Origin of the sequence: Enterobacter cloacae complex sp. 2024EL-00214 (genome assembly GCF_043945575.1) — a bacterium.
Taxonomy (GTDB): Bacteria; Pseudomonadota; Gammaproteobacteria; order Enterobacterales; family Enterobacteriaceae; genus Enterobacter; species Enterobacter cloacae_P.
In genome coordinates this window covers 61170-75418 of record NZ_JBIMRC010000017.1, presented here as the reverse complement: position 1 = coordinate 75418, position 14249 = coordinate 61170, and the positions used below count along the sequence as shown (strand labels likewise).

The following is a 14249-nucleotide window of genomic DNA, read 5'->3' as shown; positions in this document are numbered from 1 at the left end:
GTTATGCTCCTTACTTAACGCTGTAAAAATGCCTGCCAGTGTTTCACCACCTCTGACAGCTGTTCACGGCTAACATCGAGATGCATAACCAGACGCACCACCGGAGAGGCATTAATCAACACGCCACGCGCTTTCATAAATTCACCCAGCGCGGCAGCGTGCTCGTCACCCACGCGGACAAACAGCATATTGGTGTCGTGACGCATCACGTCGGCACCGATTTCGCGCAATTGAGTCGCCATCCATGCCGCGTTGTCGTGATCGTCCTTCAGGCGCGCCACGTTGTTTTTCAGGGCATATAACCCTGCCGCCGCCAGAATCCCCGCCTGACGCATTCCGCCGCCGGTCATCTTACGCCAGCGGTTGGCGCGTTTGATGTAGTCCGCATTGCCGACCAGCAGGGAACCTACCGGTGTACCCAGGCCTTTAGAGAGGCAAATGGTGAACGAGTCACAATATTGGGTGATCTCTTTCAGCTCGCAGCCATACTCCACCACGGCGTTAAAGATGCGCGCGCCGTCAACGTGCAGCCCCAGCTTGCGCTCGCGGGTAAATTCCCATGCGGCTTTCAGATACTCACGCGGCAGCACTTTGCCATTATGGGTATTTTCCAGACTGAGCAGTTTTGTACGGGCGAAGTGGATATCGTCAGCTTTGATTTTTGCGGCGATCTTATCGAGCGGCAGGGAGCCGTCCGGTGCGGCATCAATCGGCTGTGGCTGAATGCTGCCGAGCACCGCTGCGCCGCCCGCTTCATACAGGTAGTTATGCGCACCCTGGCCGACGATATACTCTTCACCGCGTTCACAGTGGCTGAGTAGCCCCACCAGGTTCGCCTGGGTGCCGGTTGGCAGGAACAGCGCGGCCTCTTTACCGCTCAGTTCTGCGGCATAACGCTGCAGTTCGTTGACGGTTGGATCGTCACCATAGACGTCGTCCCCGACCGGGGCGGCCATCATCTCTTCGAGCATGGCACGGCTCGGGCGGGTAACAGTATCGCTGCGTAAATCAATCATTTCACATCCCTTTAATGTCAGAGGTCATGTGAAATGTTTTACCTGAGCCAGTTGGTTTTTGCCAGTTCGATCACTTCATCACCGCGTCCGCTGATAATGGCGCGCAGCATGTAGAGGCTAAATCCTTTGGCCTGCTCCAGCTTGATCTGCGGCGGGATTGCCAGCTCTTCTTTGGCGACCACGACATCCACCAGCACCGGTCCGTCGATGGTGAAGGCGCGCTGGAGCGCTTCGTCCACATCAGCGGCTTTTTCCACGCGGATACCGGTGATGCCGCACGCTTCAGCGATACGGGCGAAATGGGTATCGTGCAGTTCGGTACCGTCGGTGAGATAACCACCGGCCTTCATCTCCATCGCCACGAAGCCCAGCACACTGTTGTTAAAGACCACGATTTTAAGCGGGAGCTTCATCTGTACCACCGACAGGAAATCACCCATCAGCATGCTGAACCCGCCGTCGCCACACATTGCCACCACCTGACGCTCTGGCACGGTGGCTTTCGCTCCCAGCGCCTGCGGCATGGCGTTGGCCATTGAGCCGTGGTTAAACGAGCCCAGCAGGCGGCGCTTACCGTTCATTTTCAGGTAGCGCGCTGCCCAGACGGTTGGCGTGCCCACATCGCAGGTAAAGATGGCGTCGTCGTCAGCAAAATGGCTGATTTGCTGTGCCAGGTATTGCGGATGGATGGCCTTATCGCTCGGTTTGGCGAGATCGTCCAGGCCTTTACGCGCATTGCGGTAATCACTCAGGGCTTTATCGAGGAATGTCCGATCTGTTTTTTCTTCAAGGTGCGGCAGCAGGGCGGCCAGGGTGGATTTGATGTCACCCACCAGCGCCATATCGACTTTGCTGTGCGCGCCAATGCTGGCCGGGTTGATATCAATCTGAATGATTTTGGCATCCGTCGGGTAGAACGGACGATAAGGGAATTGAGTGCCGAGCAAAATGAGCGTGTCGGCGTTCATCATAGTGTGGAAACCGCTGGAAAAACCAATCAGCCCGGTCATGCCCACATCGTACGGGTTATCGTACTCCACGTGTTCTTTGCCGCGCAGGGCGTGGACAATCGGGGATTTCAGTTTACCGGCAAACGCCAGCAGTTCCTGATGTGCCCCCGCGCAGCCGCTGCCGCACATCAGGGCGATGTTGCTGGAGTAACGCAGCAACTGCGCCAGTTTTTTCAGTTCCTCTTCGGTGGGCGTAACCACCGGCTGCGGCGCGTGATACCAGTGGCTGCTGGCACTTTCCGGTGCTGCCCTGAGTGCCACATCGCCCGGCAACACCACGACGGAAACTCCCCGGTTCAGTACGGCTTTGCGCATCGCAATCGCCAGTACCTGAGGGATCTGCTCCGGTGTGGAAACCAGCTCGCAGTAGTGGCTGCATTCACGAAACAGCTCCTGAGGATGGGTCTCCTGAAAATAGCCGCTGCCGATTTCCGTCGAGGGGATGTGAGCCGCTATCGCCAGCACCGGCACATGGTTGCGGTGGCAGTCAAACAGGCCGTTGATCAGGTGTAAGTTTCCCGGCCCGCATGACCCGGCACAGACGGCCAGTTCACCCGTGAGTTGCGCTTCGGCTCCGGCGGCAAAGGCGGCAACCTCTTCATGACGGGTTGGCATCCATTCAATGGTTTTCATCTTGTTGAGACTGTCACTGAGTCCGTTCAGGGAGTCGCCAGTGACGCCCCAGATACGTTTTACACCAGCCTGTTCGAGGGTTTTTGCTATGTATGCAGCCACGGTTTGTTTCATGAGTGTCCCGCTCCTTTTTGTCATATCGCTTACAAGCTTAGAAGAAAGCCTCTGTATTGCCTGCCAAATCCCCCCTATTAACGGGTGCTTTTCAGATGTCATTATCCGACATAATCTGGTGATACCACGGGTGAAAACAGGAATCATTCCAAATGGTTAAATCATTGTTAACTGCTGTTAATAAAAAGCTAGCGTGCGACGATCTTGGCAAACTTTTGTTACGACTTGCCGTTGGCGGGCTGATGTTGTTTCACGGATTACACAAATTATTGGGCGGCGTTGGGTTCATCAGTCATTTGCTGGTGGAAAAAGGGCTACCGGGGTTCATTGCTTATGGCGTCTTGATTGGCGAAGTCGTGGCACCGATCCTGATCATTCTTGGTTTCCTTACACGTCCCGCAGCGCTGGTACTGGCATTTACGATGGTGGTGGCATGGCTGATGGTGGGCACGGGTGAAACCTTTGCGCTCGACGCCGTAGGCGCGTGGGCGATGGAGAGCCTGGTCTACTTCTTTATGGGTTCACTCGCGATAGCGTTTTTAGGGGCAGGGCGTTACGCAGTGGGGAAAGACCCCGCGTGGCGGTAGTGTCATTGTCGGTCGGGTAAACGCAGTACCACCCGACAAAAAGCCCGGTGGCGCTAACGCTTACCGGGCCTACGAGTGAACGTTTACCGTTTATGCGAGAACAAGGTCACCCTGCGGGTGACATGAGCAGGCCAGTACATACCCTTCGGCGATTTCCGCGTCGGTCAGCGTCATGGTGCTGGTCACGGTGTAGTTACCGTCCACCACTTTCGTCTTACAACAACCGCACACGCCAGCACGACAGGCAGCAACGACCGGCACGTTGTTGCTTTCCAGCGCTTCCAGCAGCGTGGTGCCCACGCGGCCAAAGAAGGTTTGCGCCGGTTGCAGTTTGGTGAACTTCATACCGCTGGTCGCCGCTTCCGCCACAGGCGTAAAGAACTGTTCTTTGAAGAAGCGGGTGACACCCAGCGCTTTCACGTCCTCTTCGACAATGTCCATATACGGCGCAGGGCCGCAGGTCATCACGGTGCGTGAGGCAATATCCGGCACGTTTTGCAGCAGCTCGCGGCTCAGGCGACCGGCCACAAAGCCGTGGGTAGCATTGTTTTCAGCAACCAGCGTGACCGGATAGTTACGCCATTCGTCGGCAAAAATCACATCTTCCGGTGAACGGACGCTGAAGATCACCTGCACGTCGGACTGCGGGCGGTTTTTAGCCAGCCAGCGGCGCATTGACATCACCGGTGTTACGCCACAACCAGCGGCCAGCAGCAGGAATTTATCCTCTGCCTTGTCGTCACAGGTGAAATCCCCCTGCGCGTCAGACAACCAGATATAGTCACCACGTTTCACGTCACGGGTCAGCCACTGAGAGCCAGCGCCGTCATCAATGCGACGGATAGTGAGCGTAATGTACTCGCTCACACCCGGCGTAGAGGAGATGGTGTAGGCGCGCAGGGTGTCCGCCGCGTTGCGGACACTGACCAGCGCATACTGACCGGCACGATACGGATAGTAGTCATGACACTGCAGTGACAGCGTCCACACGTCCGGCGTCTCCTGACGGATGTGATGAACCTGCATCCGCCACGGACACTGTGAGGTTGGCATCGTCATCAATAGCTCCTTACGCGCTCAGCAGTTGCTTCATATCATCTTCAACGTTAGTGACGGAACGCAGACCGAATTTCTCGTTCAGTACGGCCAGCAGATCCGGCGTCAGGAAGCCTGGTGCTGTTGGGCCGGTCACAATGTTGGTCACACCCAGAGAGAGCAGGGTCAGCAGGATGACAATCGCTTTCTGTTCGAACCAGGAGAGCACCAGCGACAGCGGCAGATCGTTCACGCCACAGCCCAGTTTTTCAGCCAGAGTGACGGCCAGAATGATGGCAGAGTAAGCATCGTTACACTGACCGGCATCCACCAGACGTGGCAGACCTTCGATGTCACCGAAGTCCAGTTTGTTGAAGCGGTACTTACCGCATGCCAGGGTCAGGATCAGGCAGTCGTCCGGTACGCTGGTGGCAAAATCGGTGAAGTAATTACGTTCGCCGCGCGCGCCGTCACAGCCGCCGATCAGGAAGATGTGACGCAGTTTTTCACGGCTGACCAGGTCAATCAGCGAATCCGCAGCGCCCAGCAGAGTTTCGCGGCCAAAGCCGACGGTGATCAGGTGTTCGATTTCGCTGTACGGGAAGCCCGCCATTTGCTGTGCCTGGGCAATAACCGGGCCGAAATCGTCGCCTTCGAGGTGGCTCACACCCGGCCAGCCAACGATACTGCGGGTCCAGATGCGGTCGTCATACGCGCCTACGGTTGGGTCGATGATGCAGTTAGAGGTCATCACGATTGGGCCAGGGAAGCGGGCGAACTCAACCTGCTGGTTCTGCCAGCCGCTGCCGTAGTTACCGACCAGATGTTTGAACTTACGCAGTTCAGGGTAGCCGTGCGCGGGCAGCATTTCCCCGTGGGTATAAACGTTAACGCCGGTACCTTCAGTCTGCTTCAGCAGGTTGTAGAGATCTTTCAGGTCATGGCCGGAGATCAGGATGCACTTACCTTCGGTCGCCTTCACGTTGACCTGAGTTGGGGTCGGGTGGCCGTAGGTGTTGGTTTCACCGGCATCCAGAATGCTCATCACTTTGAAGTTCATCAGCCCGATTTCCATCGAGCACTCCAGCAGCGCGTTCATGTCGGAAGGCCAGGTACCCAGCCACGCCATAATTTTGTGGTACTGCGCATAAATATCGTTGTCGTACTGGCCGAGAACGTGCGCGTGCTCCATATAGGCCGCCGCACCTTTCAGGCCGTACAGGCACAACAGACGCAGACCGAGAATGTTCTCGCCAATCGCCGCTTTGTCTTTGTTCGGGGTAAATTCTGCCGCCTGGCGCTGCAGTTCGCCCAGGTCATCGCTCACCAGTTGCAGCTCCGCCATTGGGTTATCCACGCGGGCGCTGGCGTCTGCATTCAGACACTGTGCTTTGAGCGCTTCGCGCAGGGCGATGGCTTCGCGGGCGTAACCCACAATGCGAGGAGAATCAAAGTTTACGTTAGTCAGCGTGGAGAAAAATGCGCGAGGGGCGAAACTGTCTACGTAGTGGTCGATAATGCCGTATTCACGGGCTTTGAATGCCCATGCGGAAAGTCCTTGCAGGGAAGCAATCAACAGATCCTGCAGGTCTGACGTCTCTGCCGTTTTGCCGCACATACCTTGCGCGTAGGAGCAGCCATTACCTGCCGGAGTACGGATGGTTTGTTCACATTGCACACAAAACATAATCACACCTGTTAAAGTTATATTTGATATACATGTTTTAGATTATGCCTGTGCCAGAACGGAGAAAAGTTCTTTCTGCTACAAAATAGAGGGATATTGATTTAGCGCAATTTTGGCGGCAGGTTGACTACCGCCAAAGAAGTATCAGGCGGAGAAGAACGCCATCAGAACAGGTACCAGCAGGCTCAAAATAAAGCCGTGTACGATGGCGGCAGGCACCATCTCCAGGCCGCCAGAACGTTGTAACACCGGCAGGGTAAAGTCCATTGAGGTCGCACCACACAGACCGAGCGCGGTAGAGCGGCTACGGCGCACCAGTCCCGGGATCAGCATGATGGCAATCAGCTCGCGTGCCAGGTCATTAAAGAAAGCGGCGCTGCCAATGACCGGGCCGAAAGATTCGGTGAGCAGAATACCGGAAAGGGAATACCAGCCAAAACCCGACGCCATTGCCAGGCCGGTTTTCAGCGGCAGGTCGAGAATAAAGGCGTTAATCACCCCAGCGGCCATTGAACTGCCAATCACCACAACGGCCACAATCATTCCCCGGCGGTTGAGGACAATCTGCTTCAGCGTCATGCCATTATTTCGCAGCTGTATACCAATCAGGAACAGCAGGAATATCAGCGTATATTCGCTGGCTTCCGTGGCGTGTTGTAAAAAGGACCATCCGGTGAGTCCCAGAAGAAAACCGAGTACCACGACGCCGCATAATTTTAACGATTCCAGCGCCATTGCAATACGGGAAGGCAGTTTTTCCTGATGATGATTATTTTTCCATGGAATAGAGCGTTCCAGCCAGAACAGCGCGGCAATATTGCACAGCAAAATAACCACAACAGTTACGGCAGAATAATGCAGGATCGACAGCAAATTGGCGGCCAGGTTATCCAGAAACGCCAGGCTAATCCCCATAAAGAAAAGAATGACGTAGACAATCCAGCTGAGAAAACGATTGATGAGCCTTAGTGCTGATTCTCGATGCAGCGGGATAAGGTAGCCCACAATCAGGGGCAGCAGAATGATGAGGAGTCCTGAAAACATGAACAGCCGGTCCTTTTGAATGTCTGTTAAGTATCTGTTAAGCGCCAGAAACACTACCCAATAAAGGCTGTCCAGTAAAGCGGCAAAAGAAAGCCGGGTAGCGTGAACGCTTACCCGGCCTGTATTCAGGAGGGGTTGTGCGGCAAGATGCCCTCACCCCGACCCTCTCCCACGGGGAGAGGAAGAAAACAATTAATCACGTTTTTCCAGCAGAGTGCGGTACAGCAAGCCGCCCAAAATACCACCGATGATTGGCATCACCCAGAACAGCCACAGCTGCTCAAGCGCCCAGCCGCCCTGGAAAATCGCGACTGCAGTACTACGCGCCGGGTTAACAGAGGTGTTGGTGACCGGAATAGAGATCAGGTGGATAAGCGTTAATGCCAGACCAATGGCGATAGGGGCAAAGCCCGCCGGTGCCTGTTTGTCTGTTGCACCGTGGATAACCAGCAGGAAGCCTGCGGTCAGCACAATTTCAATGACGATGGCAGACAGCATGGAGTAGCCGCCTGGAGAGTGTTCACCGAAGCCGTTAGAGGCAAAGCCGCTGGCTGCTGCGTCAAAGCCTGCTTTGCCGCTGGCGATGACATACAGAACCGCCGCAGCAATAATACCACCGACGACCTGGGCAACAATGTAGCCGATAACGTCTTTGGCCGGGAAACGACCGCCCGCCCATAAGCCTAATGTCACTGCCGGGTTAAAGTGACCACCGGAAATATGTCCCACGGCATACGCCATGGTTAATACGGTTAAGCCAAATGCCAGCGCGACACCGACAAAACCAATTCCTAATTCCGGGAATGCTGCTGCCAGAACAGCACTACCGCAGCCACCAAACACTAACCAGAATGTACCAAAGCATTCCGCTGCTAATTTCCTGAACATAACCACCTCAATAATAAAATTCCGCACGCTTGCTTGCGTGCAGGCTATATCGCCATAAAAGGGATGACGACTCAAAGAGCCATTATTTTAAAAACCAACAACACCCCTTCGCCACTCAAATAAACTCTGTAAGTTTGATTTAAGGCAATGTGATGTCAATCCTTGTTCAAATTGGTAGTGAATACAGCATAGACCAATTCTCGGGCGGTAGTATCTTGTGCAGCTATACCTAATTCAAATTAAATCTGACAGGAAGATTCTGGTTTTTTCTGGCTACTTCGGAATAATCGAGGTGTATTACAGTGTCCTGCCGGGCTTTGTGCCGTTATACTCCTGATAACTTGAAGGAAAAAGTGATCGTTTCTCGGGGGATTTATGCTTCTCGAACGTGTGGAAATAGTCGGATTTCGCGGTATCAACCGCTTATCTCTGCTTCTTGAGCAGAACAATGTTCTGATTGGGGAGAATGCCTGGGGTAAGTCCAGCCTGCTGGATGCGCTTACGCTGTTGCTTTCGCCCGAGGATGATCTCTACCACTTCGTGCATGATGATTTCTGGTTCCCGCCTGGGGATGTGGCGGGGCGCGAGAAGCATCTGCACATTATTCTGACCTTCCGTGAATCTGAGCCGGGGCGTCACCGTGTGCGCCGCTTCCGCCCGATGTCAGAGTGCTGGGTGCAATGCAATGATGATTTTCATCGTATTTTCTACCGGCTGGAAGGTGAGCTGGCCGAGAACGGCAGCGTGCTAACCCTGCGCGAATTCCTGGATGCCAAAGGCGACACTATTCCGTTAAATGACATTGACGAACTGGCCCGTCATTTGATCCGCCTGACGCCGGTACTGCGCCTGCGAGATGCACGCTTTATGCGGCGTATCCGTAACGGTACGGTGCCGAATATGCCGGAAGTGGAAGTCACCGCCCGCGAGCTGGATTTCCTGGCGCGTGAGCTGGTTTCGCGCCCGCAGAATCTTACCGATGGTCAAATTCGCCAGGGGTTGTCCGCAATGGTACAACTGCTGGAGCACTACTTTTCCGAGCAGGGGACATCGCAGTCACGTAATCGCCTGATGCGCCGCCGTTCTCACGATGAACAGCGAAGCTGGCGTTATCTCGACATCATTAACCGGATGATCGACAGGCCTGGCGGTCGAACGCACCGGGTGATCTTACTGGGGCTGTTCTCCACGCTTTTGCAGGCTAAAGGTACTATCCACCTGGATCGCGATGCACGTCCGCTGCTGCTGGTGGAAGACCCGGAAACGCGCCTGCACCCGATTATGCTCTCCGTTGCGTGGCACTTACTGAACCTGCTGCCCCTCCAGCGCATTACGACTACCAACTCTGGTGAGCTGTTATCGCTTACGCCGGTCGAATATCTCTGCCGCCTGGTGCGTGAATCATCACGCGTTTCTGCTTACCGGCTTGGGCCGGGTGGGCTAAACGCGGAAGATGGACGCCGTATCGCGTTTCATATCCGCTTTAACCGTGCATCGTCGCTGTTTGCGCGCTGTTGGCTGTTGGTTGAAGGGGAAACGGAAACCTGGGTTATCAACGAACTGGCGCGCCAGTGTGGACACCATTTCGATGCGGAAGGTATTAAGGTCATCGAGTTTGCCCAGTCAGGGTTAAAGCCACTGATTAGATTCGCCCGTCGGATGGGCATTGAATGGCACGTACTGGTGGACGGTGACGAGGCCGGTAAAAAATATGCTTCTACGGTCCGCAGCCTGCTGAATAACGAGCGGGAAGAAGAACGTGACCATTTAACCATGCTGCCAGCGATGGATATGGAACACTTTATGTATCGTCAGGGGTTCGACGATGTTTTCCACCGCGTTGCGATGGTGCCGGTGGATGTGCCTATGAATATGCGCCGGGTGATCGCCAAAGCGATCCACCGTTCGTCAAAACCCGATCTGGCTATTGAAGTGGCAATAGAAGCCGGGAAGAGAGGCGTGGAGTCTGTTCCAACGCTACTGCGCAAAATGTTCTCCCGCGTACTCTGGCTGGCTCGCGGGAGAGCGGATTAACCGTGGGTGGCCTGGTTTACCTGGTCGATCAGGCTATCCAGTAGCTCATAGCGGCGGCGGTATTCCGAGCGTTTTTTGCTCGCAATTTCTTCCATCGGTTTGCGTGGCATGGTCAGCGGTAGCGCAAAGTTACCGTTGTCCTGCTGTTGGCCGCCGATGGAGAGCCAGAAGCTGTCGTAATCGGCCAGCAGTTTTCCCTCTTTTTTCTTACGATAGCGCCAGCTGCGGTAGATATGGGTGGCGTTACTGACCGCGACAATCTGCTCCACCGGGAAGACGGCTCCGATCGTCATGGCGGCTTCAACCAGCAGACGTTTCGGGAACAGGCCGTGGCATGCTTTGGTCGCGCCCTGGATCAGCTCATGTGGAACATGGGCTTTTGCCCCCTGCAGGCCACCGATAAAGAGCGTCGTTTTCCCTTCAAACGGGCACAGGGTGAAGGTCATTTCTGCCAGCACCGTGTTCTGTTGGTCACAAAAAGCGAGAGTGGCTTCGCCTTCTTTATCCAGAAACGCATCGGCGCACAGGCGGATGGTAAATTGCTGCTCATCTTTACCGGTTAACGTCAGCAACGTTATACCCTGTTTAGAAAGATAGCCATTTAGCAGCGTCGACGGAAGCTGACGACTCATTGTCTGATAGTGCCAGCTAAGCGATTCCAGCGTATGTCGGCGATCCATATTTACGGTCAGCCACGGGCGATGCAGACGGCACGGTAACCCTGGCTGCACATGTAACATCTGCATCAGGCGAGGTTGTTTTGCCAGGCTTGCCAGCAGGCGTGCCGTGTTGAACGGTGTAGCCAAAGAACGTAGTACAAACTTACGTCGATAGGACGGGTTTTGCCACGCAAGCCCGGGCGTGATTGTCCCGGAGGCCAGGCTTTTAAATAATTGCCAGCCGGATTTAGGCTGTGGCAAGTGTGAATGAGGTGTATCGACGATGGAAGACATGTTAGATCCCTTCTTGTGGAAGATCTTTATTTCAACAGGAGGTATATCAACGTCTCGTAAACAAATTGTGACGATTCCAGAAATTTGAGGTTTCGTTGAGGTGCGGTTTAGATAGAATCAACAGTTATGATTGCCAGAACATTCATTGGGAATATTTATGAATCTTAAGGGAAAACGCAGAAAGCTGGTTCTGCTGCTGGCGGTGGTGGCCTTAGTCGGCGGATTCTGGCTCTGGAAAGTGCTGAATGCGCCCGTGCCGCAATATCAGACGCTGATTGTTCGTCCGGGTGAACTGCAACAAAACGTGCTGGCGACGGGCAAACTTGATGCTCTGCGCAAGGTTGATGTGGGTGCTCAGGTGAGCGGTCAGTTGAAAACGCTGTCGGTTGAGATTGGCGATAAGGTGAAAAAAGGTCAGTTGCTTGGCGTTATCGATCCTGAACAGGCCGAAAACCAGATCCGCGAAGTGGAAGCGACGCTGATGGAGTTGCGTGCGCAGCGCAGCCAGGCCCTGGCGGAACGTAATCTTGCTCAGGTCACACTGACCCGTCAGCAGGCGCTGGCTAAAACGCAGGCGATATCGCAACAGGATCTGGATACCGCAACAACGGCGCTGGCAGTAAAACAGGCGCAGATTGGCACTATCGACGCGCAAATTAAGCGCAATCAGGCTTCGCTGGATACGGCAAAAACCAACCTCGACTACACGCAAATCGTGGCACCGATGGCCGGGGAAGTCACTCAGATAACCACCCTGCAGGGACAAACCGTGATTGCGGCGCAGCAGGCACCGAACATTCTGACGCTGGCGGATATGGGCACCATGCTGGTGAAAGCACAGGTTTCTGAAGCGGATGTGATTCACCTTAAACCGGGGCAAAGCGCCTGGTTTACTGTGCTGGGCGATCCGCAGACCCGCTATGAAGGTGTGCTGAAAGATATTCTGCCAACGCCGGAAAAAGTCAACGATGCCATCTTCTACTATGCCCGCTTTGAAGTGCCAAACCCGCAAGGTGTGCTGCGTCTGGACATGACCGCGCAGGTGCATATTCAGCTGACCGGTGTGAAAAACGTATTGACCATTCCACTCTCTGCGCTGGGCGGAGCCGCCGGGGACAGCCGCTATAAGGTGAAAGTGCTGCGCAATGGCGAAACGCGTGAACGTGAAGTGGTGATTGGCGCGCGTAACGACACTGATGTGGTGATAGTGAAAGGGCTGGAAGAGGGTGAGGAGGTTGTCACCAGCGAAAGTCTGCCCGGAGCCGTTAAATGACGGCGTTGCTTGAGTTAAATAACATCCGTCGCAGTTATCCGTCGGGTGATGGCCCGGTGGAGGTGCTGAAGGGTATTTCCCTGCGCGTCGAGGCGGGCGAGATGGTGGCGATTGTTGGCGCGTCGGGTTCCGGCAAATCGACGCTGATGAACATTCTCGGCTGCCTGGATAAACCGACCAGCGGGACGTATCGCGTTGCCGGGGCGGACGTCTCCACGCTGGATGATGACGCGCTGGCGAAATTGCGCCGTGAACATTTCGGCTTTATTTTTCAGCGCTATCATCTGCTTTCTCATCTGAGTGCGGCACAGAACGTTGAAGTTCCGGCGGTGTATGCCGGTGTGGAGCGGAAAAAACGCCTTGAGCGCGCACGAGAGCTGTTGACGCGTCTGGGGCTGGCGGAGCGGGTGGATTATCAACCGTCGCAGCTTTCCGGCGGCCAGCAGCAGCGCGTCAGTATTGCGCGGGCGCTGATGAACGGTGGACAAGTCATCCTCGCCGATGAACCCACAGGTGCGCTCGACAGCCGTTCCAGCGAAGAGGTGATGGAGATCCTCCACCAGCTTCGCGACCAGGGGCATACGGTGATCATCGTGACTCACGATCCGCTGGTGGCTGCGCAGGCCGAACGCATTATTGAGATCTATGACGGCGAGCTGGTCAGTAACCCGCCAGCCCGACGGACGAAGGATGCCGTACAGAAAGAGACTTTGCCCACCTCGTCCGGCTGGGGGCAGTTCTCCAGCAGTTTTCGCGAAGCGTTGACAATGGCCTGGCTGGCAATGGCGGCCAATAAAATGCGCACATTGCTGACCATGCTCGGCATTATCATCGGTATCGCGTCGGTGGTGTCGATAGTGGTGGTAGGTGACGCGGCAAAACAGCTGGTGCTGGCGGATATCCGTGCCATTGGCACCAACACCATTGACGTCTACCCCGGCAAAGATTTTGGTGATGACGAACCGCAGTATCAGCAGGCGCTGAAATATGACGACCTGACGGCCATCCAGAAGCAGCCGTGGGTGAATTCAGCCACACCTGCGGTGTCGCAAAACCTGCGTCTGCGCGTAGGCAATGTCGACGTGGCGGCCAGCGCCAACGGCGTCAGCGGCGACTACTTTACTGTTTACGGCATGACCTTTAGCGAAGGGGCTACCTTTAATGCCGAGCAACTGGCGGGCAGGGCGCAGGTGGTGGTTCTGGATGCCAACTCACGCAGGCAGCTCTTCCCCAATAAAACCCGCGTGGTGGGCGAAGTGATCCTCGTCGGGAACATGCCTGCGACGGTTATCGGTGTGGCGGAAGAGAAACAGTCGATGTTTGGCAGCAGTAAAATCCTGCGCGTCTGGCTGCCGTATACCACCATTTCCGGGCGGATCATGGGGCAGTCCTGGCTCAACTCCATCACCGTGCGCGTGAAAGAGGGCTACGACAGTGCGCTGGCCGAGCAGCAGCTTGAGCGGCTGTTAACCCTGCGCCACGGGAAGAAGGATTTCTTCACCTGGAACATGGATGGCCTCTTGAAAACGGCGGAAAAGACCACACGTACTCTTCAGATGTTCCTGACGCTGGTGGCGGTGATTTCACTGGTTGTTGGTGGGATCGGAGTGATGAATATCATGCTGGTGTCGGTGACGGAGCGCACGCGGGAGATAGGTATCCGCATGGCGGTTGGAGCCAGGGCAAGCGATGTGCTGCAACAGTTTTTGATTGAAGCGGTGCTGGTGTGTCTGGTTGGCGGTGCGATGGGCATTGCACTCTCGATGATGATCGCCTTTATGCTTCAGCTCTTTTTACCCGGCTGGGAAATTGGCTTCTCACCGGTGGCGATCCTGACGGCGTTTTTATGCTCAACCGTTACCGGTATTTTGTTTGGCTGGCTGCCGGCGCGAAATGCGGCGCGGCTGGATCCGGTGGATGCGCTGGCTCGGGAATAACCCGAAAATAAAAATGCCAGCCGATCGGGCTGGCATTT

The 14249-nt window shown here is 55.3% G+C and carries 11 protein-coding genes; 4 read left to right on the top strand and 7 right to left on the bottom strand.

What is annotated here, in order from left to right; genetic code table 11:
• Positions 1 to 14 precede the first annotated feature (14 nt).
• Both ltaE and poxB read right to left on the bottom strand, forming a co-directional pair.
• On the bottom strand, positions 15 to 1016 hold the full coding sequence (ltaE, locus tag ACHHZ6_RS17925) for a low-specificity L-threonine aldolase (protein ID WP_395122812.1): 1002 nt from the start codon (positions 1014 to 1016) through the stop codon (positions 15 to 17).
• A 38-nt stretch (positions 1017 to 1054) separates the two neighbouring features.
• Positions 1055 to 2773, bottom strand: coding sequence for a ubiquinone-dependent pyruvate dehydrogenase (gene poxB, locus ACHHZ6_RS17920; protein WP_395122811.1), 1719 nt, complete (start codon positions 2771 to 2773; stop codon positions 1055 to 1057).
• A gap of 152 nt (positions 2774 to 2925) precedes the next feature.
• Between poxB and ACHHZ6_RS17915 the strand changes: the two genes are divergently transcribed.
• On the top strand, positions 2926 to 3360 hold the full coding sequence (locus ACHHZ6_RS17915) for a DoxX family protein (RefSeq protein ID WP_182919704.1): 435 nt from the start codon (positions 2926 to 2928) through the stop codon (positions 3358 to 3360).
• A 90-nt stretch (positions 3361 to 3450) separates the two neighbouring features.
• Here ACHHZ6_RS17915 and hcr read toward each other — a convergent pair whose 3' ends face one another.
• The 4 genes from hcr to aqpZ all read right to left on the bottom strand — a co-directional run bounded on the left by hcr (position 3451) and on the right by aqpZ (position 8014).
• Positions 3451 to 4419, bottom strand: coding sequence for an NADH oxidoreductase (gene hcr, locus ACHHZ6_RS17910; RefSeq protein ID WP_395122810.1), 969 nt, complete (start codon positions 4417 to 4419; stop codon positions 3451 to 3453).
• Positions 4420 to 4429: 10 nt separating this feature from the next.
• Positions 4430 to 6082 carry a hydroxylamine reductase gene (gene hcp, locus ACHHZ6_RS17905; RefSeq protein WP_182274355.1) on the bottom strand — a complete coding sequence of 551 codons (1653 nt, stop codon included), beginning with the start codon at positions 6080 to 6082 and terminating at the stop codon, positions 4430 to 4432.
• Between the two features lie 144 nt (positions 6083 to 6226).
• Complete coding sequence (locus ACHHZ6_RS17900; RefSeq protein WP_182919705.1) at positions 6227 to 7126, bottom strand: lysine exporter LysO family protein; 900 nt, start codon at positions 7124 to 7126, stop codon at positions 6227 to 6229.
• Positions 7127 to 7318: 192 nt separating this feature from the next.
• A complete protein-coding gene (aqpZ, locus tag ACHHZ6_RS17895) occupies positions 7319 to 8014 on the bottom strand; it encodes an aquaporin Z (protein ID WP_182274357.1) in 696 nt (231 codons plus the stop codon).
• 375 nt (positions 8015 to 8389) lie between these two features.
• Between aqpZ and ACHHZ6_RS17890 the strand changes: the two genes are divergently transcribed.
• Complete coding sequence (locus tag ACHHZ6_RS17890; RefSeq protein WP_395122809.1) at positions 8390 to 10048, top strand: ATP-dependent endonuclease; 1659 nt, start codon at positions 8390 to 8392, stop codon at positions 10046 to 10048.
• On the opposite strand, the gene ACHHZ6_RS17885 is transcribed toward ACHHZ6_RS17890, so the two are convergent.
• Complete coding sequence (locus ACHHZ6_RS17885; RefSeq protein WP_395122808.1) at positions 10045 to 11001, bottom strand: VirK/YbjX family protein; 957 nt, start codon at positions 10999 to 11001, stop codon at positions 10045 to 10047. The two genes, ACHHZ6_RS17890 and ACHHZ6_RS17885, sit on opposite strands and share 4 nt — an antisense overlap.
• Positions 11002 to 11158: 157 nt before the next feature.
• On the opposite strand from ACHHZ6_RS17885, the gene macA reads away from it, so the two are divergent.
• The gene (gene macA / locus ACHHZ6_RS17880) at positions 11159 to 12274 is read left to right on the top strand and encodes a macrolide transporter subunit MacA (protein ID WP_395122807.1); all 1116 of its coding nucleotides are present in this window, start codon (positions 11159 to 11161) and stop codon (positions 12272 to 12274) included.
• Positions 12271 to 14211, top strand: coding sequence for a macrolide ABC transporter ATP-binding protein/permease MacB (gene macB, locus ACHHZ6_RS17875; protein WP_182274361.1), 1941 nt, complete (start codon positions 12271 to 12273; stop codon positions 14209 to 14211). Before macA ends, macB begins: the two co-directional genes overlap by 4 nt.
• Positions 14212 to 14249 lie beyond the last annotated feature (38 nt).

What these genes read in the sequence shown, in the direction of transcription:
- ltaE (WP_395122812.1), bottom strand. Translation starts at nt 1,016, where the DNA reads ATGATTGATTTACGCAGCGATACTGTTACCCGCCCGAGCCGTGCCATG.
- poxB (WP_395122811.1), bottom strand. Translation starts at nt 2,773, where the DNA reads ATGAAACAAACCGTGGCTGCATACATAGCAAAAACCCTCGAACAGGCT.
- ACHHZ6_RS17915 (WP_182919704.1), top strand. Translation starts at nt 2,926, where the DNA reads ATGGTTAAATCATTGTTAACTGCTGTTAATAAAAAGCTAGCGTGCGAC.
- hcr (WP_395122810.1), bottom strand. Translation starts at nt 4,419, where the DNA reads ATGACGATGCCAACCTCACAGTGTCCGTGGCGGATGCAGGTTCATCAC.
- hcp (WP_182274355.1), bottom strand. Translation starts at nt 6,082, where the DNA reads ATGTTTTGTGTGCAATGTGAACAAACCATCCGTACTCCGGCAGGTAAT.
- ACHHZ6_RS17900 (WP_182919705.1), bottom strand. Translation starts at nt 7,126, where the DNA reads ATGTTTTCAGGACTCCTCATCATTCTGCTGCCCCTGATTGTGGGCTAC.
- aqpZ (WP_182274357.1), bottom strand. Translation starts at nt 8,014, where the DNA reads ATGTTCAGGAAATTAGCAGCGGAATGCTTTGGTACATTCTGGTTAGTG.
- ACHHZ6_RS17890 (WP_395122809.1), top strand. Translation starts at nt 8,390, where the DNA reads ATGCTTCTCGAACGTGTGGAAATAGTCGGATTTCGCGGTATCAACCGC.
- ACHHZ6_RS17885 (WP_395122808.1), bottom strand. Translation starts at nt 11,001, where the DNA reads ATGTCTTCCATCGTCGATACACCTCATTCACACTTGCCACAGCCTAAA.
- macA (WP_395122807.1), top strand. Translation starts at nt 11,159, where the DNA reads ATGAATCTTAAGGGAAAACGCAGAAAGCTGGTTCTGCTGCTGGCGGTG.
- macB (WP_182274361.1), top strand. Translation starts at nt 12,271, where the DNA reads ATGACGGCGTTGCTTGAGTTAAATAACATCCGTCGCAGTTATCCGTCG.